This window comes from Stenotrophomonas sp. Steno-Z2 (assembly GCF_056393235.1).
In genome coordinates this window covers 54,398-79,128 of the sequence record NZ_JBWJOY010000002.1, presented here as the reverse complement: position 1 = coordinate 79,128, position 24,731 = coordinate 54,398, and the positions used below count along the sequence as shown (strand labels likewise).

Genomic DNA, 24,731 nt, shown 5'->3' with positions numbered 1-24,731 from the left:
CCTGGTAACGCCCGCCCACCTAGAGTGGGCCCGTTACAAATGCAACAGGAGTACCGGTCACCATGGCAGTCGTTCTTTATATCGGTGGCAGCAGGGATGGCGAGAAGGGCGTGGTGCCCTATGGCTTCAGCAAGACCCGCATGGATACCGACGATGGCCCGGAAATCTATGTGGAACGGGTGATGGACGTAAGCGGCAGGGGCCGGATGCGGGTGATGGTGCTGGAGAACCTGCGCGAGGACGTCGCGTTCCAGCGCCTGAACCGGCATCTGGGGTAGGCGCCGCGGCGCAACGGCGCGAGCGCGCGAAGCAACCCCGGGCCGGGCTGTCAATGGCTTTCCCCTCCCGGTACGCGCTGCCAGAATGCGGGCTTCCCGAGTAGCGGTAGCCCCTGGAATCCATGCAAGACAGCAAGCTCGCGCAGCAGATCGCGCAGACCATCGCCGAGGAGATCGGCGCCCAGCCCGCACAGGCCAAGGCCGCCATCGCGCTGCTGGATGAAGGCGCCAGCGTTCCGTTCATCGCCCGCTACCGCAAGGAAGTCACCGGCGGCCTGGACGACACCCAGCTGCGCAACCTGGAAGTGCGCCTGACCTACCTGCGCGAACTGGAAGACCGCCGCGCCGCGGTGTTGGCCAGCATCGAAGAACAGGGCAAGCTGAGCGATGCGCTGCGCAACGACATCCTGGCCGCCGACACCAAGTCGCGGCTGGAAGACCTGTACCTGCCCTACAAGCCCAAGCGCCGCACCCGCGCGCAGATCGCCCGCGAAGCCGGGCTGGAGCCGCTGGCCGATGGCCTGCTGGCCGATCCCACGCGGGACCCGCAGGTCTTCGCCGCCGGTTTCGTCGATGCCGAAAAGGGCGTGGCCGACACCAGGGCCGCGCTGGAAGGCGCGCGCGCGATCCTGATGGAGCGCTGGGGCGAGGACGCCGCGCTGGTCGGCGAGCTGCGCCAGTGGCTGGGCGAGGTCGGGGTGATCCGCGCGCGCGTCGCCGAGGGCAAGGAGGCCGAAGGCGCCAAGTACCGCGATTACTTCGAGCATGCCGAGCCGCTGGCGAAGATTCCCTCGCACCGCCTGCTGGCGCTGTTCCGCGCGCGCCGCGAGGAAATCCTGTTCCTGGAACTGGATCCGGGCAGTGACGCCGAAGCCGGGCACCAGTACGCCGAAGGCCGCGTCGCATGGAAGGCGGGCATTGCCGACCAGGGCCGTGCCGCGGACCGCTGGCTGCTCGATGCCTGCCGCCTGACCTGGCGCGCCAAGCTGCACATGCACCTGCTGCTGGACCTGTTCAACCAGGCCCGGGAGAAGGCCGAAGCCGAGGCCATCGCCGTGTTCGGCGACAACCTCAAGGACCTGTTGCTGGCGGCGCCGGCCGGCCCGAAGACCGTGCTTGGCCTGGACCCCGGCATCCGCACCGGCTGCAAGGTCGCGGTGGTCGACGCCACCGGCAAGCTGCTGGCCACCGAGACTATCTATCCGCACGAGCCCAGGCGCCAGTGGGAACAGTCGCTGCAGACGCTCAAGCACCTGTGCGCCAAGCACGACGTCGAGCTGATCGCGATCGGCAACGGCACCGCCAGCCGCGAAACCGACAAGCTCGCCGGCGAGGTCATCAAGGCTTGCGACAACCCGAAGCTGCAGAAGGTCGTGGTCAGCGAGGCGGGCGCCTCGGTGTACTCGGCGTCCGAGTTCGCGGCCCGGGAATTCCCGAACCTCGACGTGTCGCTGCGCGGCGCGGTGTCGATCGCGCGGCGCCTGCAGGATCCGCTGGCCGAGCTGGTCAAGATCGAGCCCAAGGCCATTGGGGTGGGCCAGTACCAGCACGACGTGGACCAGTTCCGCCTGGCCAAGGCGCTGGACGCGCGCGTGGAGGACTGCGTCAACGCGGTGGGCGTATTCGTCAATACCGCATCGGCCGCGCTGTTGTCGCGCGTATCGGGGCTGTCCTCGACCGTGGCCGAGAACATCGTGCGTCACCGCGACGAGAACGGCCCGTTCAGGCGCCGCCGCGACCTGCTCAAGGTGCCGCGCCTGGGCGACAAGACCTTCGAGCAGTGCGCCGGCTTCCTGCGCATCGCCGATGGCGACGAGCCGCTGGATGCCTCGGCCGTGCACCCGGAGGCCTACCCGGTGGTGGAGCGCATCGTCGCCGCCGCGCAGCGGCCGATCAAGGCGCTGCTCGGTGACGGCAGCTACCTGCGCGGCCTGAAGGCCGAGCAGTTCACCGACGAGACGTTCGGCGTGCCGACCGTGCGCGACATCCTCAAGGAGCTGGAAAAGCCCGGCCGCGATCCGCGCCCGGAGTTCAAGGCGGCGCGCTTCGCCGACGGGGTGGAGGACATCAAGGACCTGCGCGAAGGCATGGTGCTGGAAGGCGTGGTGAGCAACGTCGCCGCGTTCGGCGCGTTCGTCGACATCGGCGTGCACCAGGACGGCCTGATCCACATCTCCGCGCTGTCGGACACCTTCGTCAAGGACCCGCGCGACGTGGTCAAGGCCGGCGACATCGTCAAGGTGAAGGTGCTGGAGGTCGACGTGGCCCGCAAGCGCATCGCGCTGACCCGCCGCCTGGACGACAGCCCGGCGCCGGCCAGGCGCACCGACAAGAACGCGGGGCAGGGCAATGCGGGGCGACGCGACGGTGGTCGCGGCGAGCCGTCGCGTGGCGCGCGGCCCGGCACCGCCGCGCCGCCGGCGAACAACGCCCTGGCCGAAGCCTTCGCGAGGGCGCGCCGCGGCTGATGCGGGGACGATGACCGCGCTGCTCCACCGCAGGCCCCGCGCATGGGGCCTGCCAATGGCCGCGCGCCATGCCGTGCCGGAAGCGGGCAAACAAAAAAGCCAGGCTGCGAGGCCTGGCTTTTCGTCGTGCTGGTGCCGAAGGTGGGACTCGAACCCACACGCTTTTAAGGGCGGCGGATTTTGAGTCCGCTGCGTCTACCGATTCCGCCACTTCGGCTGGCAGGGGCGCAAGTATAGCCGACGGTTCCGGGGATGGGCAGGTGCGTGCCGGTGTTTTCCGCAAAGTGCCGGCGGGCGCCGCTGGCTATACTCCGGTCATCCGGGACCAGGGAATTGCGATGGGTTCGCTGCACTCCATGCGTGTGATGATCGTGGAGAACGACGACTTGAATGCGACGCTGCTGCAGCTGCAACTGGAGCGCGAAGGGCTGCAGGTCGTGGGTGTCGCCGATACCGTGCAGTCCGCTCTGGAGATGATCGACCGGCTGCAACCGCAGCTGGCTTTCCTGGATTTCTGCCTGGCCGACAACGAGGACAGCACGCCGGTGGCCGAGGTGCTTGCCGCGCGCGGCATTCCTTTCCTGGTCGCGACCGGGATGGAGGCCGCGCGGCTGCCGGCGGTGTTCGATGCGGGCGCGAAGCTGGCCAAGCCCTACATGGGCAGCGACCTGCGCAGGGCGCTGCTCAAGGTATTGCAGCCTGAGTGAAACGGGCTGCGACGCGCGCGGCCTGCGTTTGTTCCGGGCAACAAAAAAAGCCCTGCCTGGGCAGAGCTTCCTTGAATTGGCGTCCCCACGGGGATTCGAACCCCGGTCGCCACCGTGAAAGGGTGATGTCCTAGGCCTCTAGACGATGGGGACGCGTGTGCTTCGTTGTACTGCAACCCGGACGGCCTAATGTCCGGATTTGGTGGAGCCAAGCGGGATCGAACCGCTGACCTCCTGCATGCCATGCAGGCGCTCTCCCAGCTGAGCTATGGCCCCGTATCCAAATTTTCGAGCGCGGAATCATACCGGACCCGGTGTTGAAGTGGAAGCTTTTTCTTCTTCCTCGTTGCCTGTTGGGCAGGCAGCTTCTCCAACAAAAAAGACCCTGAACAACCTGGGTCTTTGTTTTCGATGAATGGCGTCCCCACGGGGATTCGAACCCCGGTCGCCACCGTGAAAGGGTGATGTCCTAGGCCTCTAGACGATGGGGACGCGTAAACTTCATCAAGTTTTTTCGGCGACCCGGACGGCCTAATGTCCGGATGTGGTGGAGCCAAGCGGGATCGAACCGCTGACCTCCTGCATGCCATGCAGGCGCTCTCCCAGCTGAGCTATGGCCCCGTTGTTGCCGAGAAAGAAATGATAGCCGGGCTTTTCGGGCCGGGCAAGCCATTTGTGAAAAAAAATCTTCACATGCGCGGAGGACGGTTCTCCGACATGGAAGCGGCCCGTGCGCCGACCGTGGACAGTCCTTCCACCTGATGTTCCTCCTGCGTGCTGCCGCGCATGATCGAACCCAGGACAGGCGATGGAGCCCGGGATGGCGACAGTCGGATATCTACTCCTGCTGGCAGTGGTCGGCGTGCAACCGGCAGCGCCGGTGCAGGTGTTCAAGTGCAGCGATGGCGGCCAGGTGTCCTATCAATCGGCGCCATGCAGGGGGCCGCCGGCCAGGACCTGGATCGTGCCTCCGCCGGGACCGGTGCGTGGGGCAGCGGCTGCCGCAGGATCGCAGCCGCTGTGGAGCGGGCCGAAGCCGCGCCGCGCCGGCACTTCCACTGCTGTGCGCCGCAACGCACGACCCCGGGAAGATGCCTGTGCGAAGGCACGGAAAGGCCGTGAGGCCGCCTACCGCAGGGCGGGGCTGAAGCGCGGATTCGCTCTTTCCAGCTACTGGGACAACCGGGTCCACGATGCCTGTCGTTAGTCGTTGGCTGTTGCCAAGGGAGCAGGGGAACAGGGAACAGGGAACGGGGAACAGGGAACAGGGAACGGGGGGAGGCGGGGAGCAAGGAGCCGGGACAGGGGAGCAGTGGAGCGGGGAGCACGGGCGGGGCAGGAAGTCCGCGGCGTCGACATGTCGGATGTCCACCCGCATGACGTACCGCTTTGCCCTGGGGGCGGGTACGGGGTGGGGCGTTGGCAACTGCTCCGGATCGCTCGAGACATGCAGCATCGAGCGGACATTGGGGGCTGCGGCGGCGAGCGGAAGGCGCGTACTCGGCGGGCTTGGGTGCATTGCCATGCGCAATGCCCGATACCGCTCATCCGGCGGCTTCGTTCCGGTGCATGCATCCTGCGTGACGGCAGGGTGGCGACGCGGGTTTGCCGGCCGGCATCGGCAGGATCATCGTCCCTGCTTTTCCCTGGCGGACCGAACCCGCCGTGTGCGCCGCCGCCTAAGGACGAGTCACGGCTGCGCGGGGGCAGAAGGCCCCGCATCCTGAACGCGGCTGCGCGGTGGTGTCGTGAACGCTGGCAGCGCACCGCATGCGCTCACGGGATCTACACCGATCTTCCCGTGCCGGTCACGAGGCGGGCGCTATAGATGCGTTCCGGTCGTACTGCAGGAGAAGGGGCAATGAAACGGTTGTTCTCGCAGACTCTTTCAGCCCTGCTCTACATGACGCTGGGCGCCCTCGTGGCGGTCATGGCGCAGTCGATCTGGTCCGGTGCGATGGCGGTGCAGTAAAGCCGCGTCGCCATGTCGTTGGAGCTGCCATGCTGAAGAAGAAGTTCGGAAAGATCGCGTCGGCGACCGCGCTGGCCGCGGGGTCGTTTGGCGCGTTCGCGGTTGCCGGCGGCATCGTCGTGGTCTGGGCACTGACGGGGCCGCTGTTCGATTTCAACGATACCTGGCTGCTGGTGATCAATACCGGGACGACCATCGTGACCTTCCTGATGGTGTTCCTGATCCAGCACACGCAGAACGCCGACACCGCCGCGGTGCATATCAAGCTCGATGAGCTGATCCGGGCGAGCAAGGCGGCCAACAACGAACTCCTCAACCTGGAGGAGCTGGACCAGGAACAGCTGGAGGAAATCCGGATGCGTTACGCCGACCTGGCGCAGACCGCGGCGCACCTGAAAGCGAAGAAGAACCGCTGCATGCCGGACGTGGAGCCATGAGCGGCCAGCTGGCCCGGCCCGGCCGCGGTTCCATCGCGGGGCGCGACGCATCGCCTTTTCGATCTGCCTGCTGCGAGGTGCCTTCCCGATGAAACGACGCCACTGGATGCTGCTCATCGGCGCCATCGCGCTGGTCCTTGTGCTGGTGCTGGCGGTTCCGCCCTGGTGAGTGGCCGGGGCGTGCGATGCCAGGGGACGCGATTGCGATCTGAGCCGATCCATGGGAGCCGCCGGTCGCCATGAGTGAGAACGGGCTGCGCCATGTCCGCGACGGGCAACCCGGCATCGCCCGGGTACGCGCGGGAAAGGGTTTCCGCTATGTGGACGGAGACGGCGCGCCGGTACGCGACCGGCAGGTGCTGCAACGGATACGCAGCCTGGCGATCCCGCCGGCCTATACCGATGTCTGGATATGCGCCCGCGCCGACGGCCACCTGCAGGCAACCGGCCGAGATGCGCGTGGCCGCAAGCAGTACCGTTACCACCCGGACTGGGTGCGGCAGCGGGGCACGGACAAATTCGACCGCATCCTCGCCTTCGGCAAGGCGTTGCCGGCGCTGCGCCGGCAGGTGCGCAGGCACCTGGCGTTGCCGGGGCTGCCGCGCGAGAAGGTGCTGGCCCTGGTCGTCTCGGTGATGGGCCGGACCTATGCGCGGGTGGGCAATGCGGCCTATGCGCGCAGCAACCATTCCTATGGCCTGACCACCCTGCGCGCGCGGCATGTGAGCCTGCCCGGCAGGAGCACGGCGCAGATACGCTTTGCCGGAAAGTCCGGCCGCGTGCATGTGCTGCACATAGACGACGCCCGGCTGGTGGCGTTGATCCGGCGCTGCCACGACCTGCCCGGGAAGATGCTGTTCCAATACCAGGACGACGACGGCCAGGTGCGGCCCATCGATTCGGGCGACGTCAACGACTACCTGCGGCAGGCGACCGGCGACGACTTCAGCGCCAAGGATTTCCGTACCTGGGGCGCGACCCTGACCGCGCTGGTGGAACTGGCGCGCCTGCCGCCGCCCGACGACGCCAGCCAAGCGCAGTGCCTGGCGCTGCAGAACCAGGTCATCGCCTCGGTGGCCGGCATGCTCGGCAATACACCCACGGTGTGCCGCAAGTCCTATATCGACCCCTGCGTATTCGACGCCTGGCGCGCCGGGCGGCTGGAGCCGCTGCGCACGCTGCGTGGCATCCGGCAACTGGAAGCGGCGGCGCTGCGCCTGCTGCGCGCCTGCCATCGCTGAGCGCGCGGCAGCGGTTTCGCTCGTTTCCACCTGCAGGGGCATTGCTTCGCCGCCCGCCATGCACATCGCCTCCACGTCCTTTCACGGGCGGGCAGCCGGGGCGCGTCGAAAATCGAGGCCTCATCAGGCCATCAGGATCGAGGAGTTCGCCATGGCGACCTGCGACGTCTGCGGAAACGAATACCGGAACAGCTTCACGGTCACCCAGGGGGCGGTGACCCGCACCTTCGATTCCTTCGAATGCGCGATCCACGCGATGGCGCCGCGCTGCGCGCATTGCGGGTGCGCGGTCATCGGCCACGGCGCGGAGGCCGGGGGCGTGGTCTATTGCTGCGAGCACTGTGCCCGCCACGCGGGGCAGTGAGGCGATGAGCGACAGGCGAACCCGCGCGGGAGCATGAGCCATGGCAGCCAGCAAGAAGACGACACCGAAAAAGACGACATCCCCTGCATCCACGCCCACCGGAAAGAGCCCCCTGCAGGCCTCCGGCGGCGAGGCGGAGCGCACCGCCGAACGCCAGCGCGGGCTACAGGCGCGGGCCAGGGAGCAGGGCGCGAAGAAGCCGGAAAAGGAGCAGGGCGGCGTGCAGGCCGGCACGCGGCGGCAACCGACGAAAATGCCGGCGCAGAGCCTGGAGAAGCCGGGCAACGAGCATGAGCTGCAGCTGCAGCCGCGCTACCTGGCGCCGGACTATCGCGGCAGCGGCAAGCTGCAGGGCATGCGCGCCCTGGTGACCGGCGGCGATTCGGGCATCGGACGTGCGGTGGCCATTCTTTTCGCGCGCGAAGGCGCCGACGTGGCGATCCTGTACCTGGACGAGCATGAGGACGCGCAGACCACCTGCAGGGCGGTGGACGAGGAGGGGCAGCGTTGCATCGCCATCAGCGGCGACGTGCGCGACCCGGCGTTCTGCGAGCAGGCGGCGCGGCAGGTGAACGAAGCGCTCGGCGGCATCGACATCCTGGTCAACAACGCCGCCTTCCAGCTGCACTGCCACCGGCTCGAGGACCTGCACGATGCACACCTGCAGGAAACCCTGCAGACCAACATCGCCGGCTACATCCAGATGGCGCGCGCGGTGCTGCCGTATCTAGGGCAGGGCGCCAGCATCATCAACACCGGCTCGGAGACTGCGCTGTTCGGCAGCCCGTCGCTGATCGACTATTCGGCCACCAAGGGCGCCATCCACGCCTTCACCAAGTCGCTGGCGGCGCAGGTGTCGAGCCGCGGCATCCGCGTCAACTGCGTCGCGCCGGGGCCGGTGTGGACGCCGCTGAACCCGGCGGACAAGGAGGCGCCGGAGGTGGCGAAGTTCGGCAAGGACAGCGACATGGGCCGGCCCGCGCAGCCGGAGGAACTGTCCCCGGCCTATGTGTTCCTGGCCTCGCCGGTGACCGCGAGCTACATCAGCGGCGCGGTCCTGCCGGTCATGGGCGGCCCGCGCGGCTGAGCCGACGCAGCGGCCATGGCACCCGGCAAGGCCAATGCGACCGCGTTGATCATCCTGGACATGATCAACCTGTTCGACTTCGAGGGCGGCGACGCGCTCGGCGCGCGCGCCGTGGCGATCTGCCCCCGCATCGATGGCCTGCGCCGCCGATTCGATGCGGCGGCGCAGCCGGTGATCTACGTCAACGACAATTTCGCCCGCTGGCAGGGGCAGTTCAGCGACCTGGTGGCCGCCTGCGTCGAGGCCGGCGGCCATGCGGCGGGGGTGGCGCAACGGCTGTCGCCGCGCGCGAACGACTACCACGTGCTCAAGCCCAAGCACTCGGCCTTCCATGCCACGCCGCTGGCGATCCTGCTGCAGAAGCTGCGCGTGCGGCGGCTGGTGCTGGCCGGCGTGGCCGCCGACTCCTGCGTACTGGCCACCGCGCTGGACGCCAGGATGCACGAGTTCGAGCTGTGGGTGCCGGCCGACTGCGTGGCCGCGATCACGCCGCGGCGCAAGCGCGACGCGCTGGCGGTCGTCGCGCATTCGCTGGAGGCGCCGGTGGCCACCTCGCGCGGCGTCCCCGGCCTGTTTCCGGCGCAGGCGTGAAAACCGCCCGGCGCTTCTTCACGTCTGCTTTAGCCGCCATTGGCCAGCGTTGTCGGCAATCCACAACGGTGTGCATGCCATGGCGCGTCCGATCTGGACCGGAACCCTGTCGTTCGGCCTGTTGAACGTCCCGGTGTCGCTGATGAGCGGCGAACGGCGGGTGGACATCAGCTTCCGCATGCTCGACTCCCGCGACCGCAAGCCGATCCGCTTCGAGCGGGTCAATGCCGAAACCGGCGAGGAAGTGCCGTGGAAGGACATCGTCAAGGCCTTCGAGTACGACAAGGGCAGCTATGTCGTGGTGGACAAGGAGGACATCGCCTCGGCGGCGCCGCAGACGCATGACTCCATCGACGTGGAAGCCTTCGTCGATCGCGGCGAGATCAGCCTGCGCTTCTATGAAAAGCCCTATGTCATCGTCCCCGGCAAGAAGGCCGAGAAGGGCTATGTGCTGCTGCGCGAGACCCTGCGCGACACCGGCCGGGTGGGTATCGCGCGGGTCGTCATCCGCACCCGCGAGTACCTGTGCGCGGTGGTACCCGAGGGCGACGCCCTGATCCTGCTGATGCTGCGCTACCCGCAGGAACTGGTGGATCCGGCCGAATACAGGCTGCCCGAGGGCAAGCCGGCCGATTACCGCATCTCCAAACGCGAGGCGGAGATGGCCGCCAGCCTGATCGAGTCGATGTCGGTGGCGTGGCATGCGGACGACTACCAGGACGAGTTCCGCGGCCGGCTCGAGGCCATCATCCGCAAGCGGCTGAAGGCCAAGGGCGCCACCACGCGCATCATCGACGAGCGCGAGGAGCCGGAGGACGCCACCACCAACGTGGTCGACTTCATGGCGCTGCTGCAGAAGAGCCTGGACGAGAAGAAGCGCACGCCCGCCAGCAAACGCGCGCCGGCGAAGAAGGCGGCCGCACGCAAGGCGCCGGCGAAGAAGGCGCGCAAATCCACGCGCCGCACGGCCTCTTCCTGACGATGCCGGGAAGCCGCCGCCTCATCGCCGTCGACAGCATGGGCAGCCGCGTGCGCGGCACCACCTTCCTCTATGTCCTGCCGTGCGCGAACGAAGACCACGCCAAGCTGGGCATCGCCAACGATCCGCTGACGCGCATGCAGGCGTTTTCCCCACGCTACTTCGAGCTTTTCGACCTGGACGCCGGCTGGCTGCTGGAGGCCGACACCCTGAGGGAGGCGCGGGGCTGGGAGACGGCGCTCAAGCGCTGGCTGCGGCCGCATGCAGCGCCGGCGCCGCTGCTGGTGCCGGCGCGGGCCGGCGGCCGCACCGAATGGGTGCGCGGCGCGCTGTCGCTGCTGGCCGGCTGGCGCGACGAGCAGGTGGCGCGGGGCTTCGTGGCGCACGCGCCGCTGCGCGGCTGGGTACGCCAGCGCCTGCAGCAGGCGCAGGAGAACCGCCGCCACGGCGTGCAGGCGCTGGTCGAGCGCTTCGGCCCGGCCGAGTTCTGGCCGCCGGCGGCCGGCAGCGCGCCGCTGGGCCTGCTGCGCGACGCGCTGGATGCCTGCGTGCTGCTCGACGTGGAGCCCGGCGACGACGATGCCCCCGGCCTGCGCGCCTGGCATGAACGCAACAGCCTGGTATCGCGGCCCGTGGCGCTGGCCGGGCGGGCGGACGGGGAACACGCATGAGCCTGTACGACTACCGGCGCAAGCGGCAGTTCGAACGGACCCCGGAGCCGGCGGCGGACAGCCGTCGCCGCCTGGGCGGACAGCCGATCTTCGTGGTGCAGCTGCACCACGCCAGCCACCGCCATTACGACTTCCGCCTGCAGGTGGGCAATACCCTGCGCAGCTGGGCGGTGCCCAAGGGGCCGAGCCTGGATCCGGCGGTGAAGCGGCTGGCGGCCGAGGTGGAAGACCACCCGCTGGACTACGCGCGGTTCGAGGGCGACATCCCCGAGGGCCAGTACGGTGCCGGCCACGTCGCGATCTTCGACCACGGCGTGTGGAGCACCGACGGCGACGCTGAAGAACAGCTCGCCAAGGGCCACCTGCGTTTCCAGCTGCATGGCGGCAAGCTCAAGGGCGGCTGGCACCTGGTGCGTTCGGGCAGGCGCAGGCGGCAGCCTGAGTGGCTGCTGTTCAAGGCGCGCGACGCCCATGCGGCGAAGAAGGAGGCCGACGACCTGCTCGATATGGCGCCAGGCGCGCCGGCGGAGGCCGCGCGGCCGCGGAAGCGTGGAGGCGGCGATGCCGCGCGCACGCGGCGCCTGCTGGCCGCCGCGGCGAAGCTGCCCGGGGCGCGCCGCACCCGCCGCGCGCCGGCCTTCCATGCGCCGCAGCTGGCGACCCTGGTAGAGGCGGCGCCGGCGGGCGAGGGCTGGCTGCACGAGGCCAAGTGGGACGGCTACCGGCTGATCGCGCAGCTGGGCCGCGACAAGGTGCGGCTGTGGTCGCGGAATGAACTGGAATGGACGCAGCGGCTGCCGGCGATCGTCCAGGCGCTGCAGGCGCTGGGCGTGGAGGCGGTGCTGGACGGCGAGCTGGTGGCCGGCGCCGGGCGGCAGCAGGATTTCGGCCTGCTGCAGGCCACCTTGTCCGGCGAGCGGGCCGCGCCGCTGTCCTACGTGCTGTTCGACATCCTGCAGCTGGGCGATGTCGATGTCTCCGGCTGCCGCCAGGACGCGCGCAAGTCCCTGCTCGCCGCGCTGCTGGAACAGGTGGCGCCGCCGCTGGTGTACAGCTCGCACGTGGCCGAGGACGGCGCCGGGGCGTTGGCGCTGGCGCTGGAGCGCGGACTGGAAGGCATCATTTCCAAGCGCGCGGCCGCGCCGTACCGCAGCGGTCGCGGCGACGACTGGCGCAAGATCAAGCAGCGCCAGTCCGACGAATTCGCGGTGGTGGGTTTCACCGCGCCCAAGGGCAGCCGCAGCGGCCTGGGCGCGCTGCTGCTGGCCGCGCCGGAAGGCCGCCGGGGCTGGCGCTACGCCGGCCGGGTCGGCAGCGGCTTCAACGAGCCGATGCTGGAGGAACTGGTGCGGCGGCTGGCGCCGCTGGCCCGCGACACGCCCAGCGTGGCCCTCGGCCCCGGGGTCACCGGGCTGGGCAAGGTGCAGTGGGTCAAGCCGGCCATGGTGGTGGAGGTGTTCCACCACGGCACCGGCAATCTCGGCCTGCTGCGGCAGGCGTCGTTCAAGACGATCCGGGCCGACAAGAGCGTTGCCGCGCTGCGCGCCGCGGCGCCGGATCCCGTTCGGGAGAAACCCATGCCAGGCAAGAGGGAAAAGAAGCCGCAGGCCGCGGCGGCGACCGAGGAGGTGGCGCTGACCAGCCCCAACCGCGTGGTGTATCCGGACGCCGGCATCCGCAAGCAGGATGTGTTCGCCTACTACCGCACGATGCTGCCCTGGCTGCTGCCCGAGATCGCCGGCCGGCCGTTGTCGGTGGTGCGCTGCCCGCAGGGCGCGGAGCGGCCGTGTTTCTTCCAGAAGCACCTGCCGACCGGCATGGAGCACGTCGGCTCGGTTCCGGTCGAGGAAGAGGACGGCGCCAGCGCGGACTACATCGTGGTGCACGACGAGGCCGCCCTGCTCGAACTGGTGCAGTTCAACGCCCTGGAATTCCACCCCTGGGGCGCGCAGGCCGGGGCGCCGGACCTGGCCGACCGCATCGTGTTCGATCTCGATCCGGACACCGGCGTGGCCTGGTCGCGGGTGGTCGCCGCGGCGCGCTGGGTGCGCGAGCGCCTGCATGAGCTCGGGCTGGCGTCCTTCGTGCGCACCTCCGGCGGCAAGGGGCTGCATGTCGTGGTGCCGCTGCGGCCGGCCTGCGACTGGGCGCGGGTGAAGGCGTTCGCGCGCGCCTTCGCCGAATCGATGGCCGCTTCCGACCCGCTGGCCTACGTGGCCACGGCGAGCAAGCGCCAGCGCAAGGGGCGCATCTTCGTCGACTACCTGCGCAACGGCCGCGGTGCCACCAGCGTGGCGTCGTTCTCGCTGCGCGCGAGGGCAGGCGCGCCGGTGGCGATGCCGCTGCGCTGGGAGGAACTGGGCAGGGTCCGGCGCGGCGATGCGTACGACATCGTGTCGGCACCGCGTCGGATGGCGCGCATGAAGCAGCATCCCTGGGGCGATTACGACCGCATCCGCCAGAATCTGGACAAGGTCGCCGCGCGGCTGGCCGGGTACGCGGCAGGCAAGGGCGAGGAATGAGCATGCGCCCGGCACGAGCTGCGTCCGCCGCGCCGTCGCGCCGGCCACCGCCACCGCCGCCGGTCCCCGGTCCCGAGGATCCCCAGGAGCCGCGCGATCCGCGCGAACCCGAGGTGCAGGATCCGCCGCCGCACCAGCCGCTGCCGGACGAGCGCCGCCGCCCGCCACGTAGACGCGACCCGGAAGCGGCGTACGGCGCGGCGAGGTAAGGCCACCGGGCGCGGCGTGCGCTCGCAGCAGCGGGGCGCCCGTCGGCCAGGGCCAACGGGCCACCCGGGTGGCGTCACCGGTTGCCGCGCACCACCAGCCGGTTGTCCACGCGGCTGACGCCCTTGATCCCCTGGGTGACGGCGACCGCCTTGTCCGCTTCGGCCTGCGAGTCGACGTCGCCGCTCAGCGTCACCACGCCGTTGACGGTCTCGACCTTGATCTCCAGGCCGGAAATGTCCTTGGTGGCGAGAAGATCGGCCTTGACCTTGGTGGTGATCCAGGTGTCGCTGCCGGGCTGCACCGATTCCTGCTGCTGCATGCCGGTGGTCTGCCCGCTGGCATGGACGGTGGTGATGGCTCCCGCGCAGGCGGTCGCGACGATGCTCAGGAACAGCAGATGCTTCATCTTGCCGGTGTTCATGTCGATTCTCCACGAGGAGCGGAAGTGCTCCGGAGACATCGTGCCTGCCGGGGAATTAAGGCCTTGCAGGAAGCCGGTGATGAAGAAGTGCATGGCCTCGACATCGGCAACGCGCGACAGGAAACGAGGGGCGCATGCAGGAAGTCGATACCTTCGGCCGGGATTCAATGCGGGCATCGGCAGCCGGCGATGTTGGAGGCGGCGTTCACCGTGGCGTGAAGGGTGGGTGTCGCACGGCGGAAATCTTCGTGACCGGTTGCAGCCTTTCACGAGGCGAGGGCGCCGCGCAGGCAACGGCTTAACTTTGCCCACGCTAATGAGGTGTTGCCGGGGCGGGAATAACCATGAGGAGGAGGCTTGTTGTGAAAGGTGTTCAACTCTATCTGGTGGGGCCGGGACAAGAGCGTCGCCCGGTCAGGCGTATCGCCACGGAGCTGGCCGACATCAAGACCATGGGTATTCCCATCAGGAGCGGCCCTGCCGCAGCCAATACGCTGGTCGAGGTCAGCACCCTGGCCGACGACGCAGGCAACGTGGCCCGGCAGGTCGACTGCGAGGGTTTCCGCTACAAGTTCAAGGGTTCGGAAATCCCCTGGTCGCTGGTCGTCGGTTGATTCCGGCGCCGGGTGGTCGCACTCCCTGCGGGCGGCCTGTCGCCCGCAGGGTTGGCGCAGGATTTCCACTGTGGCCGGCCCGCGCATGGCGGGCCGCTTTTTCATCCGGAGGACAGGGATGATGGACATGACGGATGCATGCGGTAGGCCTGCGGTGGGAGACAGGCCCGTTTGCGGGGATGGCGGTACTGCCCGCTTTGCCGCGTGCGGCCATTGCCGGGGCCAGGCATGGGCATGAGCGAGGAGAACGAGGCGGCGGACGGCGGCGCCGACGACGCAGGCACGTCCTTCTTCTGCAGGATGTTCGATGCCCACGGCGCATCGCAGCGCATCGCCGCGCAGTCGCTGGCCGCCTGCCGCCCCAGCGACGACGCACTGGCCTGGGTGGATCTGTGCGACCCCTCCGACGAGGAGGTGGACGCGGTATGGGCGGCGTGGAAGCTGCCCGCCGCCGCGCGGCAGTTCCTGGAGCATGGCACCGTGCCGGAGGTCGGGCAGAGCGAATCCTGCTTCTGGGTGCGCGCCGTCGTCGCCGGCGCGCGCCGCGACAAGGACAGGCTCGAGGGCGTCGTCCTGGTGTGCGTGGCCAGCACCGACCGGGTGGTGACCTTCCGCCGCGAGCGCATCGACTTCCTGGAAGAGATGCGCGTGCAGCAGCCGGGGAAGGTCGGCGTGCTGCGCGCGGAGAGTTTCGTGGCGACCCTGCTCGACCGCCTGCTGGTCAGCTATTTCCAGGCCATCGACGAGCACGAACTGGCCATCGAGCGGCTGGAGGTGAACATCCTCGGCAAGGGCGCGTGCGACGCGCTCAACGAGCTGCAGCGCCTGCGCCGCTGGGCCTCGCGCCTGCGGCGCATGCTGGCGCCGCACCGCGTCGTGTTCGGCGCCATGTCGCGCCCGGATTTCCGGCCGGACGAGGGGCGGGTGGCCGACAGCCACTTCATCGCGCTGAACATGCGTTTCGAGCGCGCCCTGGACATGGTGGAGAACGCGCGCGAGCAGGTGCTGGGGACCTTCGAGCTGTTCAGCAACCAGACCGCGCTGCGCACCAACCAGGCCATGCGCGTGCTGACCTTCGTCACCGTGGTGACCGGGCTGATGGCGACCATCGTCGGCGCGCTGGGCATGAACTTCGGTACCCGGCTGTTCGAGAGCGACGACGCCGGGTTCTACGGCGTCATCGCCGGTCTGGTGGCGCTGGGCGCCGGCGCCTTCGTGCTGGGCCGGCGCCAGCGCTGGTTCTAGCGGCCGCGGCGGCGCAGCGCGGCGGCGCGCCGCCGCCGGCCCAGCGCGCGGGGGTCAATCCGGCGTCTTGGCGGGAACGAAGGGCGACACCGGGTCGCTGGCCGGGAAGGTCTCTTCCAGCGCCTCGTCGTGGTTCTCGCTTTCGTGCTGCTTGCGCTCGCGGCGTTCCTGCAGGGTTTCCCTGGCGTCGCGTTCCTCGGTCGGGTCGGGCGGATCTTTGCGGTCTCTGCTCATGGCGTGATCCTCGCTGGGGAGCTGGAATTGTTTGCAGCGCGCGTGGTGCCCGGCGTGAAGCCGCACCTGGCCGCGCTCACGCGCAGCGCACGCTGGCGCGGTGCGCGTTCATCGATGTGACCGGCGCGGTGCGGGCCTGCCGTTGCTCTTTACGCGGCCTTGCCGAAGCGGTGGCCAAGGTCGTCCGGGCACGACAGGAGAGCGGACATGGCGCTGGACCGATCCTCATTCATCTACCGCAACGGGTTGTCGCTGGCGCTGCTGGCGTTGTTCATCGTTTCGCTGGCGGGACAGACCTGGGCCGGACTGCGCGCCAACAACGCGGAACTGGCCGAAAAGGGCGCGCAGGCGCTGACGCTGGCCCAGTACCTGGCGAGCGGGCATTTCGTATCGGCCACGTTCGAGAACTGGGAAAGCGAATTCCTGCAGATGGGCATGTACGTGCTGCTGACCGTGGTGCTGCGCCAGCGCGGTTCGGCCGAGTCGCGGCCGCTGGACCCGGCGCAGGAAGAGCAGGAGATCGAGCCCGGCGCCACGCCGTGGCCGGTGCGCAGGGGCGGGCTGTGGCGGGCGGTATATGCCAACTCGCTGTCGCTGACCTACCTGCTGCTGTTCCTGCTCACCTTCGCCGGCCACGCCTATGGCAGCTGGAAGCACGAAAACGAGCAGCGCCTGCTCGAGGGCGAGCCGGGCGTGGCGTGGAGCGAGCACCTGGGCAGCGCGCAGTTCTGGTTCGAGTCCATGCAGAACTGGCAGAGCGAATTCCTCGCCGTGCTGTCCATCGTGCTGCTGAGCATCTACCTGCGGCAGGAGGATTCGCCCGAATCCAAGCCGGTGGCGGCGCCGCATTCGCAGACCGGGGCCTGAGCGCGGCGCCGGTCAACTTGCCGTGAGTGGGAAGCCGCCGCGGGTCACGTCGGTTTTACCGCCGGCCACTATGGTGGAGAGCCCTTCCAGCGAGGTGCTCCCATGGCCAGCAAGAAAGGCGCGTCTTCCCATCCGCCGCACGGCAAGGCCGCGGCGCGTTCGGACAGCGGTCCGGCCGACAGCCGTTCGCAGAAACCGCTGCGCCCCGAGGACGAGGTGCCCGCCCTCATCGATGGCCTGGCGGCGCAGCGCAGCCACAATGCCGACAAACCCGCCGAGCACGGCGCCGCGGCGGCGCTGCCGCCGGAAGGCGAGCACTTCCTGCCGGCATCGCCGCGCGTCGGCGCCAGCACGGTGAGCGAGGGCAACGGCAGCGCCAAGGTCGGCGCGCCCGCCGCGGAGGGGCAGGACTCCAATGCCGGCCCGCTGCTGCGGGTACGCAACGACGGCACCGGCCAGCGCCTGACCACCAACCAGGCGGTCGCGGTCGCGGACAACCAGAACAGCCTCAAGGCGGGGCTGCGCGGGCCGGCGCTGCTCAAGGATTTCATCCTGCGCGAGAAGATCACCCACTTCGACCACGAGCGCATCCCCGAACGCGTGGTGCATGCGCGCGGTTCCGGCGCGCACGGCTACTTCGAGGCCTACGAGGACCTGTCGGCGCTGACCCGCGCCGCGCCGTTCCAGGAAGCGGGCAAGATCACCCCGGTGTTCGTGCGCTTCTCCACGGTGGCCGGCGAGCGCGGCTCCAAGGACACCGCGCGCGACGTTCGCGGCTTCGCGGTGAAGTTCTATACCGACGAGGGCAACTGGGACCTGGTGGGCAACAACATGCCGGTGTTCTTCATCCAGGACGCGATCAAGTTCCCGGACCTGGTGCACGCGGTCAAGCCCGAGCCGCACCACGCCATGCCGCAGGCGGCCTCGGCCCATGACACCTTCTGGGACTTCGTGTCGCTGATGCCCGAGTCCACCCACATGCTGATGTGGCACATGAGCGACCGCGCCATCCCGCGCAGCTACCGCATGATGCAGGGCTTCGGCGTGCATACCTTCCGCCTGGTGAACGCGCGCGGCGAGTCGGTGTTCTGCAAGTTCCACTGGAGCCCGATGCTGGGCACGCATTCGCTGGTATGGGACGAGGCGGTGAAGATTTCCGGCGCCGACCCGGACTTCCACCGACGCGACCTGTGGGAGGCGATCGAGGCCGGCGACTACCCCGAGTACGAGTTGGGCATCCAGGTGTTCAGCGAGGAAGAGGCCGAGGGCTTCAGTTTCGACGTGCTCGACGCCACCAAGATCGTGCCCGAGGAACTGGTGCCGATCCGGCCGATCGGGCGCATGGTGCTCAACCGCAACCCGGACAACTTCTTCGCCGAGACCGAGCAGGTGGCGTTCTGCACGGCGCACATCATTCCCGGCATCGACTTCAGCAACGACCCGCTGCTGGCCGGCCGCATCCATTCCTACGTGGATACGCAGATCAGCCGGTTGGGCGGGCCGAACTTCCACGAGCTGCCGATCAACGCACCGGTCGTGCCGGCGCACAACAACCAGCGCGACGGCATGCACCGCCAGGCGATCCACCGCGGCCGGGTGTCCTACGAGCCCAATTCGCTGGCCGGCGGCTGCCCGTTCCAGGCCGGCGCGGCCGGTTTCGTGTCCTTCGCCGAGCCGGCGCAGGGCGACGAGGTGCGCGCCAAGCCGGAGAAATTCGCCGAGCACTACGCCCAGGCCACGCTGTTCTACGACAGCCAGAGCCCGGCCGAGCGCCGCCACATCGCAGACGCGTTCCGCTTCGAGCTGAGCAAGGTGACGGTGCCGGCGGTGCGCCAGCGCGTGGTGTCGATGCTGCGCAACGCCTCCGAGGAACTGGCCGTGGAGGTCGCGCGCGGGCTGGGCATGCCGCTGCCGCCGAAGATGCCACGTGCGTCCACCGCCGGGGTCACGCCGGAAGTCTCCTTGTCGCCGGCGCTGTCGCTGCTGGCGCGGCCGGGCGAAAGCGGCATCCGCACGCGGAAGATCGCCGTGCTGGTGGCCGATGGCAGCCGCGCGATGGACGTGACGATGCTGCACCAGGGCCTGACCGCGCAGGGCGCGACGGTGCGCCTGCTCGGTCCGCACGTCGGCCGCCTGCAGGACGCCGACGGTGGCGTGCTCGATGCCGACGCCTCGCTCGAGAACGAGCCCGGCGTGCTGTTCGACGCGCTGGCCGTGGTCGGCGGGGCGGAGGGCGCGGCAGCGCTGGCCGGCGACGTACGGGCGCTGGAACACATCCGCGACGGCTACCGCCATGGCAAGCCGCTGCTGTTCGTCGGCGAGGGGCGCCAGGTGTGGGACGCGGCCGGGGTGGCGCCGCTGGACAACGATCCGCTGCTGCTGTTCGCCGAGCCCGACGCGGGCGATACCGTGGAGCGCTTCGCCGCCGCCATCGCGCGGCACCGCTATCCCGAACGCGAGCCGGCGCTGGTGGTCTGACGCCCCGCCGGGCGGCCCCAGCCTGCCGCGCGCCCGTGCGCGGCAGGCTGGGGCGGGGGGCAGGCATCAGCGTTTGGCCGCGTCCCCGGACTGCTCGTGTTCCAGGAACTGGTGGACGGTGGGTTCCAGGTGTTCGCCGAGCCAGTCGGCCATCGCCCGTTCCTGCTCCAGGATGGCACCGCACACCACCGCGGTCTCGTTGTCGCCGGCCTGCCGCGCGGCCAAGATCACCGAGGTGTATACGGCGATCTCCATGTGCTCGAAGGCGTAGCTCATCACCAGCGCCTTGATGACCTCATCCGACATCACCGCGTTCTCGGTGGCGTGGATCGCCGCCATGGCGCTGGCCAGCGCGCCCATCATCGCCGGCCTGGCGGCGTTGTGCCGCTGCAGGCAGCCGGCGATCGCATCGGCCTGCTGACGGGTCTCGCCGACATGCTCCTGCATGCGCTGGGACAGGACGTGGTAGTTCTTCAGGCGCGTGACCTGCACGGCCAGCATCGTCTCGGCTTCCTTCTCCATCGCGTAGGCGTGCTCCAGCCATTTGACGAGCCGCGCCCGGGTGGTCTTGTTCATGGATCCTCCGTGCCGGTGGCATGCGCCGGCACCTGGCCGACCACCGCAGCGTGTTGCGCGCGCCATGAAGAGGACGTCATGCGCAGGGCGCGTGGCGTGAGCGCCGCCATCTCGTGCATTGACGGAATGCTTACCCGCGCGGACCTAGCGTCGGGGCACATCCACTGCCTGGGGTGGCGATGAAGACCGCACATACCCGGCCCGTCTGGAACGACGTGACCGCGGCCACCGGCGAGGGGTGGCAGGACGAATGCACGGAAGCGGAGGTGATCGTCGTCGGTGCCGGCGTGGCCGGCCTGAGCGTGGCGCTGGAACTGGCCCGCGCCGGAAAGCAGGTGGCGATCGTGGAGCGCGAGGGCATCGGCGCCGGCGAAACGCTGCGCAGCAGCGCGCACCTGGCCTCGGCCCTGGACGACCGCTTCTCCGCGCTGGCGCGCTACCACGGCGAGGCCGGCGCGCGGCTGGCCGCGGCCAGCCATGCCGCGGCGGTCGACTGGATCGCCACGACCGTGGCGCGCTCGGGCACCGACTGCGGTTTCAAGCGCGTGCCCGGGTATCTGTTTTCGTGCACGCAGGACGTGGACGACCTGCGCCGGGAATGCCACGCCGCCGAGGCGGCCGGTCTCCAGGTCGCCCTGCAGACCGCGGGCGTGGACGGCGTGCCGGCGCTGGGGCCGGTGCTGCGCTTCGACGACCAGGCGCGCGTGGACATCGGCCTGTACCTGCTGGCGCTGGCGCGGCAGGTGCGCGCGGCCGGGGTACGCCTGGTGCGTGGCGACGTGACCGCCATCGAGGGCGGCGAGCGGCCGCGGGTCCAGTGCCGCGACGGCCGCGTGCTGCATGCCGGCGCGGTGGTGGCCGCGACCAACGTGCCCGTGCACGACACCGGCGCGACCTGGATGAAGCAGGCCGCCTACCGCACCTATGTGGTGGTGGGCCGCGCGCCGGCGCACAGCATTCCCGACGCGCTGTACTGGGACGATGGCGACCCCTACCACTATGTGCGCCTGCGCATGCCGGCCGGCATCGACGAGGGCGAGATGGAGGTGCTCGTCGGCGGCGGCGATCACAAGACCGGGCAGGACGACGACCCGGATGTCTACGCGCGCCTGCAGGAATGGGCCAACGCGCGTTTCCCGTCGATCACCCGCTACACGCACGCCTGGTCCGGGCAGATCCTGGAGCCGGACGACGGCCTGGCGTTCATCGGCGCCGACCCGGACAACGCCAACGTCTACCTGGTGAGCGGCGACTCCGGCAACGGCCTCACCCACGGCACGCTCGCCGCGCTGCTGTTGACCGACCTGGTGCTGGGCCGCGACAACCCCTGGGCCGCGCTGTACGCGCCGGGCCGGCACCGGTTGCTGAGCGCCGGCAACTGGCTGCGCGAGAATGCCAACGCCGCCCTGCAGTACCGCGACTGGCTTGCCTCGGTACCGGCCGACGCGCTGGCCGGGCTGGCGCGAGGCAGCGGCCAGGTGATCCGCTGCGGCGTGCACCAGGTGGCGGTGTACCGCTCGGGCGACGGCATGCTGCACGCCCACAACGCACGCTGCACCCACATGGGCTGCGTGGTGCGCTGGAGCAGCGAGGAGAAATCCTGGGACTGCCCCTGCCATGGTTCGCGCTTCAAGGCGACCAGCGGCGCCATCCTCAATGGCCCGGCCAGCGAGCCGCTGGCGCCGTTCGAGCTGCCGCAGCAGGAGGTCGGGCGCGATGCCGGTAGGTCCGAATGAGCGGCACGGCCTGGGCCCATGCCGGCTACCTGCTGTGGCTGCTGGCCGGCTGCGCCGATTTCCGCTGCCACCGCCGCAGCGATCTGCCGCACACCTCCGGCCTGGCCGAATCGGGGCTGCACGTGCTGCAGATGGGCCTGATGGGAACGCTGGTGCTGGCGTGGCTGGCCGCGCGCCCGACGTTGCCGCTGCTGGCGCTGTCGGCGCTGCTGGTGCTGGCGCACGCACTGGCCGCTTACCTGGATACCCGCACCGCCTGGGGCCGGCGCCCGGTGACGCCGCTGGAACAGCACCTCCACAGCGTGCTCGACGCCGCGCCGTGGGTGGCGCTGGGCGTCGCGGCGTACGGCCAGGGCGCGGCGGCGCTGGCCCGTGGCTGGACGTGGGAATGGCGCTCGCCGCTGCCGCCGGCCCCGGCGTGGATCGCGGTGCTGCTGCCGGCGCTGCTGCTGTGCGTGCTGCCACTGCTGGCCGAACTCGCCGCGGCATGGCGTGCCCGCACCCGGGGTGCCGGCGGCTGACCCAACCGGCGGACAGAGCCGGCGGCGACGCCGTGGTGGACGAACGTGCGGCCCGCCTGCCGCGCGCGGTGCATCGGTGACGGCAGCGCATGGACACGTTGCTGCTTTCCCGCCTCCAGTTCGGCTTCGTGATCAGTTTCCACGTGCTGTTCCCGGCCTTCACCATCGGCCTGGCCAGCTGGCTGGCGTTCCTGGAGTTCCGCTGGCTGCGCACCCGCGAGGCGATCTGGCGCGACCTGTATTTCTTCTGGCTGAAGATCTTCGCCGTGTCCTTCGGCATGGGCGTGGTCAGCGGCATCGTGCTCAGTTTCCAGCTGGGCACCAACTGGTCGCGGTTGAGCGCGTTCGCCGGCGCGGTGCTCGGGCCGCTGCTCGGCTACGAGGTGCTGACCGCGTTCTTCCTGGAAGCCGGTTTCCTGGGGGTGATGCTGTTCGCTTGGTCGCGCGTGCCGGAAAAGCTGCATTTCCTGGCCACCTGCATGGTCGCGCTGGGCACCCTGCTGTCCACGTTCTGGATCCTGTCGGCCAACAGCTGGCTGCATACGCCGCGGGGGTACCAGATCGTCGACGGCGTGGTGCGGGTGGTGTCGTGGCGCGAGGTGATCTTCAACCCGTCCTTTCCCTACCGCCTACTGCACATGACGCTGGCCGCCTACCTGACCACCTGCTTCGTGGTCGGCGGGGTGTCGGGCTGGTACCTGCGTCGCGGCGTGCATGCGCAGGCGGCGTGGCGCATGCTGCGGCTGGCCACGCTGTTCGCGGTCATCGTCGTGCCGCTGCAGATCACCGTCGGCGACCTGCACGGCCTGAACACGCTGCGCCACCAGCCGGCCAAAGTGGCCGCGATCGAGGCGCACTGGCGGCCGGCGCCGGCGGGCGAGGGCGTGCCGCTGGTGCTGTGGGCGGTGCCGGACGAACAGGCCGAGCGCAACCGCCAGGAAGTGGCGGTGCCGGGGCTGGGCAGTCTGATCCTGACCCACTCCCTGCACGGCGCGGTGCCGGCGCTGACCGAACATCCGCGCGACGAGCGGCCACCGGTGAAACCGGTGTTCTATGCGTTCCGGGTGATGGTGGGCATCGGCGTGCTGATGCTGCTGCTGGCGCTGGCATCGGCGCTGGCCTGGGCGCGCGGCCGCCTGGCCGGCAGCCGCCTGCTGCACGGCTGCTGGAACCTGATGCTGCCGGCCGGGTTCGTGGCCATCATCGCCGGCTGGTTCGTCACCGAGATCGGACGCCAGCCATACGTGGTGCAGGGCCTGCTGCGCACCGAAGCGGCGGTGAGCGGGGTGGGTGCCGCCAGCGTGGCCGCATCGCTGGCGGTCTATGTGCTGGCCTATCTGTTCGTGTTCGGCTTCGGCGTGTTCTACCTGTACCGCATGTTCCACCGCGGCCCGTTGCCGCATGAGCCGCAGCCGCGCAGCGAAGGCGGCGAGCGCACGCCGGCGCGGCCGATCAGCGCGGCCGACGACGTACTGGAGGAGCACTGACGATGGACGTGGCGTACTGGTTGCCGGTGGCCTGGTTCGCGGTGATCGCCTTCGGCGTGTTCATGTACGTGGTGCTGGACGGCTTCGTGCTGGGCCTGGGCGTGCTGGCGCCGCTGGTCCGCGACGAGGCGCAGCTGGACGCGATGATGAACACCGCCGCGCCGATCTGGGACGGCAACGAAACCTGGCTGGTGCTCGGCGGCGCCGGCCTGCTGGCGGCGTTCCCCGCGGCCTATGCCGCGATCCTGCCGGCGCTGTACCTGCCGGTGCTGCTGATGCTGGTGGCGCTGGTGTTCCGCGGGGTGGCGTTCGAGTTCCGCTTCAAGGCCGTGCGCACGCGCCGGCTGTGGGGCTGGGCGTTCGCCGCCGGTTCGATCTGCACGGCGTTCTGGCAGGGGGTGATCCTCGGCGCGCTGGTGCGCGGGCTGCCTGTGTCCGGCGGCGACGCCTGGCTCTGGCTGCATCCGTTCGCGCTGCTCACCGGCGTGGCGCTGGTGGCCGGCTACGCGCTGCTGGGCGCGACCTGGCTGGTGCTGAAGACCAGCGGCGGCCTGCAGGCGCTGGCGCGCCGGCTGGCGCGGCCGCTGGTGCTGGCGGTGGCCGGTTTCATGGCCGTGGTCAGCGCCTGCCTGCCGTTCCTCAACTCGCGGGTGATGGCGCGCTGGTTCAGCGACGGCCACTTCTGGTGGCTGTCGCCGGTGCCGCTGCTGGTGGCGCTGGTGGTGTGGGCGCTGTGGCGGATGGCCGCGCATCCGGCGCGCGACGCGCGGCCGTTCGTGCTGGCGCTGGCCTTGTTCGCGCTGGCCTACGCCGGCCTGCTGCTGGGCATGTGGCCCTACCTGGTGCCGCCGTCGCTGACGGTGTGGCAGGCCGCCGCGCCGCCCTCGTCGCAGGCCTTCATGCTGGTCGGCGTGGTCTGCCTGCTGCCGTTGATCCTCGGCTACACCGCGTGGTCGTACTACGTGTTCCGCGGCAAGCTCGAACCGGGCCAGGGCTACCACTGAGGCCGGCGGTTGCTTCATGCG

23 protein-coding genes and 5 tRNA genes are annotated in these 24,731 nt (G+C 69.8%); 20 read left to right on the top strand and 8 right to left on the bottom strand.

Going from position 1 to position 24,731, the window contains the following annotated elements:
* Nucleotides 1–62: 62 nt before the first annotated feature.
* Together AC06FP_RS05350 and AC06FP_RS05345 are read left to right on the top strand one after the other, a co-directional pair.
* A complete protein-coding gene (locus AC06FP_RS05350; RefSeq protein ID WP_456119271.1) occupies nucleotides 63–278 on the top strand; it encodes a hypothetical protein in 216 nt (71 codons plus the stop codon).
* Nucleotides 279–400: 122 nt separating this feature from the next.
* Complete coding sequence (locus AC06FP_RS05345) at nucleotides 401–2,746, top strand: Tex family protein (RefSeq protein WP_478074801.1); 2,346 nt, start codon at nucleotides 401–403, stop codon at nucleotides 2,744–2,746.
* A 130-nt stretch (nucleotides 2,747–2,876) separates the two neighbouring features.
* Here the strand turns inward: AC06FP_RS05345 and AC06FP_RS05340 are convergent.
* Nucleotides 2,877–2,963, bottom strand: a tRNA-Leu gene (locus AC06FP_RS05340).
* Nucleotides 2,964–3,084: 121 nt separating this feature from the next.
* On the opposite strand from AC06FP_RS05340, the gene AC06FP_RS05335 reads away from it, so the two are divergent.
* A complete protein-coding gene (locus AC06FP_RS05335) occupies nucleotides 3,085–3,453 on the top strand; it encodes a response regulator (RefSeq protein ID WP_478074800.1) in 369 nt (122 codons plus the stop codon).
* A 77-nt stretch (nucleotides 3,454–3,530) separates the two neighbouring features.
* Here the strand turns inward: AC06FP_RS05335 and AC06FP_RS05330 are convergent.
* The 4 genes from AC06FP_RS05330 to AC06FP_RS05315 all read right to left on the bottom strand — a co-directional run bounded on the left by AC06FP_RS05330 (nucleotide 3,531) and on the right by AC06FP_RS05315 (nucleotide 4,074).
* Nucleotides 3,531–3,606: transfer RNA gene (locus tag AC06FP_RS05330), tRNA-Glu, on the bottom strand.
* A gap of 47 nt (nucleotides 3,607–3,653) precedes the next feature.
* Nucleotides 3,654–3,729 (bottom strand) — tRNA-Ala (locus tag AC06FP_RS05325).
* Nucleotides 3,730–3,869: 140 nt separating this feature from the next.
* Nucleotides 3,870–3,945 (bottom strand) — tRNA-Glu (locus AC06FP_RS05320).
* A 53-nt stretch (nucleotides 3,946–3,998) separates the two neighbouring features.
* Nucleotides 3,999–4,074, bottom strand: a tRNA-Ala gene (locus tag AC06FP_RS05315).
* Here AC06FP_RS05315 and AC06FP_RS05310 point away from each other — a divergent pair.
* The 9 genes from AC06FP_RS05310 (at nucleotide 4,042) to ligD (ending at nucleotide 13,317) form a co-directional block, all read left to right on the top strand.
* Complete coding sequence (locus AC06FP_RS05310) at nucleotides 4,042–4,215, top strand: hypothetical protein (protein ID WP_478074799.1); 174 nt, start codon at nucleotides 4,042–4,044, stop codon at nucleotides 4,213–4,215. The two genes, AC06FP_RS05315 and AC06FP_RS05310, sit on opposite strands and share 33 nt — an antisense overlap.
* 1,239 nt (nucleotides 4,216–5,454) lie before the next feature.
* Nucleotides 5,455–5,862: a low affinity iron permease family protein gene (locus AC06FP_RS05305; RefSeq protein ID WP_456119275.1), complete on the top strand. Its 408-nt coding sequence runs from the start codon at nucleotides 5,455–5,457 to the stop codon at nucleotides 5,860–5,862.
* Nucleotides 5,863–6,101: 239 nt separating this feature from the next.
* Nucleotides 6,102–7,103, top strand: a complete 1,002-nt coding sequence (locus AC06FP_RS05300; protein WP_478074798.1) for a DNA topoisomerase IB — start codon at nucleotides 6,102–6,104, stop codon at nucleotides 7,101–7,103.
* Between the two features lie 151 nt (nucleotides 7,104–7,254).
* Nucleotides 7,255–7,467, top strand: coding sequence for a hypothetical protein (locus AC06FP_RS05295; RefSeq protein ID WP_456119277.1), 213 nt, complete (start codon nucleotides 7,255–7,257; stop codon nucleotides 7,465–7,467).
* Nucleotides 7,468–7,507: 40 nt separating this feature from the next.
* Nucleotides 7,508–8,554, top strand: coding sequence for an SDR family oxidoreductase (locus AC06FP_RS05290; protein ID WP_478074797.1), 1,047 nt, complete (start codon nucleotides 7,508–7,510; stop codon nucleotides 8,552–8,554).
* Nucleotides 8,555–8,569: 15 nt separating this feature from the next.
* Nucleotides 8,570–9,145: a cysteine hydrolase family protein gene (locus AC06FP_RS05285; RefSeq protein ID WP_478074796.1), complete on the top strand. Its 576-nt coding sequence runs from the start codon at nucleotides 8,570–8,572 to the stop codon at nucleotides 9,143–9,145.
* A 79-nt stretch (nucleotides 9,146–9,224) separates the two neighbouring features.
* Nucleotides 9,225–10,124 carry a non-homologous end joining protein Ku gene (gene ku, locus AC06FP_RS05280; protein WP_456119280.1) on the top strand — a complete coding sequence of 300 codons (900 nt, stop codon included), beginning with the start codon at nucleotides 9,225–9,227 and terminating at the stop codon, nucleotides 10,122–10,124.
* Between the two features lie 2 nt (nucleotides 10,125–10,126).
* Nucleotides 10,127–10,795: a GIY-YIG nuclease family protein gene (locus tag AC06FP_RS05275; protein ID WP_478074795.1), complete on the top strand. Its 669-nt coding sequence runs from the start codon at nucleotides 10,127–10,129 to the stop codon at nucleotides 10,793–10,795.
* A complete protein-coding gene (gene ligD / locus AC06FP_RS05270) occupies nucleotides 10,792–13,317 on the top strand; it encodes a DNA ligase D (RefSeq protein ID WP_478074794.1) in 2,526 nt (841 codons plus the stop codon). Before AC06FP_RS05275 ends, ligD begins: the two co-directional genes overlap by 4 nt.
* A 283-nt stretch (nucleotides 13,318–13,600) precedes the next feature.
* On the opposite strand, the gene AC06FP_RS05265 is transcribed toward ligD, so the two are convergent.
* Nucleotides 13,601–13,948 carry a BON domain-containing protein gene (locus AC06FP_RS05265; RefSeq protein WP_456119284.1) on the bottom strand — a complete coding sequence of 116 codons (348 nt, stop codon included), beginning with the start codon at nucleotides 13,946–13,948 and terminating at the stop codon, nucleotides 13,601–13,603.
* 452 nt (nucleotides 13,949–14,400) lie between these two features.
* Between AC06FP_RS05265 and AC06FP_RS05260 the strand changes: the two genes are divergently transcribed.
* Both AC06FP_RS05260 and AC06FP_RS05255 read left to right on the top strand, forming a co-directional pair.
* Entirely contained in the window at nucleotides 14,401–14,562 is a 162-nt protein-coding gene (locus AC06FP_RS05260; protein ID WP_456119285.1) for a hypothetical protein, read from the top strand.
* 234 nt (nucleotides 14,563–14,796) lie between these two features.
* Entirely contained in the window at nucleotides 14,797–15,807 is a 1,011-nt protein-coding gene (locus AC06FP_RS05255; RefSeq protein WP_478074793.1) for a magnesium transporter CorA family protein, read from the top strand.
* 54 nt (nucleotides 15,808–15,861) lie between these two features.
* On the opposite strand, the gene AC06FP_RS05250 is transcribed toward AC06FP_RS05255, so the two are convergent.
* A complete protein-coding gene (locus AC06FP_RS05250) occupies nucleotides 15,862–16,041 on the bottom strand; it encodes a hypothetical protein (RefSeq protein ID WP_456119287.1) in 180 nt (59 codons plus the stop codon).
* A 207-nt stretch (nucleotides 16,042–16,248) separates the two neighbouring features.
* On the opposite strand from AC06FP_RS05250, the gene AC06FP_RS05245 reads away from it, so the two are divergent.
* Nucleotides 16,249–16,908, top strand: a complete 660-nt coding sequence (locus AC06FP_RS05245) for a DUF6766 family protein (protein WP_478074792.1) — start codon at nucleotides 16,249–16,251, stop codon at nucleotides 16,906–16,908.
* 102 nt (nucleotides 16,909–17,010) lie between these two features.
* Complete coding sequence (locus tag AC06FP_RS05240; RefSeq protein WP_478074791.1) at nucleotides 17,011–19,386, top strand: catalase; 2,376 nt, start codon at nucleotides 17,011–17,013, stop codon at nucleotides 19,384–19,386.
* 66 nt (nucleotides 19,387–19,452) lie between these two features.
* Here AC06FP_RS05240 and AC06FP_RS05235 read toward each other — a convergent pair whose 3' ends face one another.
* Nucleotides 19,453–19,962, bottom strand: a complete 510-nt coding sequence (locus AC06FP_RS05235; RefSeq protein WP_456119290.1) for a ferritin-like domain-containing protein — start codon at nucleotides 19,960–19,962, stop codon at nucleotides 19,453–19,455.
* A gap of 179 nt (nucleotides 19,963–20,141) precedes the next feature.
* On the opposite strand from AC06FP_RS05235, the gene AC06FP_RS05230 reads away from it, so the two are divergent.
* The 4 genes from AC06FP_RS05230 to cydB all read left to right on the top strand — a co-directional run bounded on the left by AC06FP_RS05230 (nucleotide 20,142) and on the right by cydB (nucleotide 24,710).
* The gene (locus tag AC06FP_RS05230) at nucleotides 20,142–21,698 is read left to right on the top strand and encodes an FAD-dependent oxidoreductase (protein ID WP_478074790.1); all 1,557 of its coding nucleotides are present in this window, start codon (nucleotides 20,142–20,144) and stop codon (nucleotides 21,696–21,698) included.
* Nucleotides 21,695–22,219, top strand: coding sequence for a hypothetical protein (locus AC06FP_RS05225; protein ID WP_478074789.1), 525 nt, complete (start codon nucleotides 21,695–21,697; stop codon nucleotides 22,217–22,219). The genes AC06FP_RS05230 and AC06FP_RS05225 overlap by 4 nt, the downstream gene beginning before the upstream one ends.
* An 89-nt stretch (nucleotides 22,220–22,308) precedes the next feature.
* Nucleotides 22,309–23,706: a cytochrome ubiquinol oxidase subunit I gene (locus AC06FP_RS05220; RefSeq protein WP_478074788.1), complete on the top strand. Its 1,398-nt coding sequence runs from the start codon at nucleotides 22,309–22,311 to the stop codon at nucleotides 23,704–23,706.
* A gap of 2 nt (nucleotides 23,707–23,708) precedes the next feature.
* Complete coding sequence (cydB, locus tag AC06FP_RS05215) at nucleotides 23,709–24,710, top strand: cytochrome d ubiquinol oxidase subunit II (RefSeq protein WP_478074787.1); 1,002 nt, start codon at nucleotides 23,709–23,711, stop codon at nucleotides 24,708–24,710.
* Nucleotides 24,711–24,731 lie beyond the last annotated feature (21 nt).

What these genes read in the sequence shown, in the direction of transcription:
- AC06FP_RS05350 (WP_456119271.1), top strand. Translation starts at nt 63, where the DNA reads ATGGCAGTCGTTCTTTATATCGGTGGCAGCAGGGATGGCGAGAAGGGC.
- AC06FP_RS05345 (WP_478074801.1), top strand. Translation starts at nt 401, where the DNA reads ATGCAAGACAGCAAGCTCGCGCAGCAGATCGCGCAGACCATCGCCGAG.
- AC06FP_RS05335 (WP_478074800.1), top strand. Translation starts at nt 3,085, where the DNA reads ATGGGTTCGCTGCACTCCATGCGTGTGATGATCGTGGAGAACGACGAC.
- AC06FP_RS05310 (WP_478074799.1), top strand. Translation starts at nt 4,042, where the DNA reads ATGCAGGCGCTCTCCCAGCTGAGCTATGGCCCCGTTGTTGCCGAGAAA.
- AC06FP_RS05305 (WP_456119275.1), top strand. Translation starts at nt 5,455, where the DNA reads ATGCTGAAGAAGAAGTTCGGAAAGATCGCGTCGGCGACCGCGCTGGCC.
- AC06FP_RS05300 (WP_478074798.1), top strand. Translation starts at nt 6,102, where the DNA reads ATGAGTGAGAACGGGCTGCGCCATGTCCGCGACGGGCAACCCGGCATC.
- AC06FP_RS05295 (WP_456119277.1), top strand. Translation starts at nt 7,255, where the DNA reads ATGGCGACCTGCGACGTCTGCGGAAACGAATACCGGAACAGCTTCACG.
- AC06FP_RS05290 (WP_478074797.1), top strand. Translation starts at nt 7,508, where the DNA reads ATGGCAGCCAGCAAGAAGACGACACCGAAAAAGACGACATCCCCTGCA.
- AC06FP_RS05285 (WP_478074796.1), top strand. Translation starts at nt 8,570, where the DNA reads ATGGCACCCGGCAAGGCCAATGCGACCGCGTTGATCATCCTGGACATG.
- ku (WP_456119280.1), top strand. Translation starts at nt 9,225, where the DNA reads ATGGCGCGTCCGATCTGGACCGGAACCCTGTCGTTCGGCCTGTTGAAC.
- AC06FP_RS05275 (WP_478074795.1), top strand. Translation starts at nt 10,127, where the DNA reads ATGCCGGGAAGCCGCCGCCTCATCGCCGTCGACAGCATGGGCAGCCGC.
- ligD (WP_478074794.1), top strand. Translation starts at nt 10,792, where the DNA reads ATGAGCCTGTACGACTACCGGCGCAAGCGGCAGTTCGAACGGACCCCG.
- AC06FP_RS05265 (WP_456119284.1), bottom strand. Translation starts at nt 13,948, where the DNA reads ATGAACACCGGCAAGATGAAGCATCTGCTGTTCCTGAGCATCGTCGCG.
- AC06FP_RS05260 (WP_456119285.1), top strand. Translation starts at nt 14,401, where the DNA reads ATGGGTATTCCCATCAGGAGCGGCCCTGCCGCAGCCAATACGCTGGTC.
- AC06FP_RS05255 (WP_478074793.1), top strand. Translation starts at nt 14,797, where the DNA reads ATGAGCGAGGAGAACGAGGCGGCGGACGGCGGCGCCGACGACGCAGGC.
- AC06FP_RS05250 (WP_456119287.1), bottom strand. Translation starts at nt 16,041, where the DNA reads ATGAGCAGAGACCGCAAAGATCCGCCCGACCCGACCGAGGAACGCGAC.
- AC06FP_RS05245 (WP_478074792.1), top strand. Translation starts at nt 16,249, where the DNA reads ATGGCGCTGGACCGATCCTCATTCATCTACCGCAACGGGTTGTCGCTG.
- AC06FP_RS05240 (WP_478074791.1), top strand. Translation starts at nt 17,011, where the DNA reads ATGGCCAGCAAGAAAGGCGCGTCTTCCCATCCGCCGCACGGCAAGGCC.
- AC06FP_RS05235 (WP_456119290.1), bottom strand. Translation starts at nt 19,962, where the DNA reads ATGAACAAGACCACCCGGGCGCGGCTCGTCAAATGGCTGGAGCACGCC.
- AC06FP_RS05230 (WP_478074790.1), top strand. Translation starts at nt 20,142, where the DNA reads ATGAAGACCGCACATACCCGGCCCGTCTGGAACGACGTGACCGCGGCC.
- AC06FP_RS05225 (WP_478074789.1), top strand. Translation starts at nt 21,695, where the DNA reads ATGAGCGGCACGGCCTGGGCCCATGCCGGCTACCTGCTGTGGCTGCTG.
- AC06FP_RS05220 (WP_478074788.1), top strand. Translation starts at nt 22,309, where the DNA reads ATGGACACGTTGCTGCTTTCCCGCCTCCAGTTCGGCTTCGTGATCAGT.
- cydB (WP_478074787.1), top strand. Translation starts at nt 23,709, where the DNA reads ATGGACGTGGCGTACTGGTTGCCGGTGGCCTGGTTCGCGGTGATCGCC.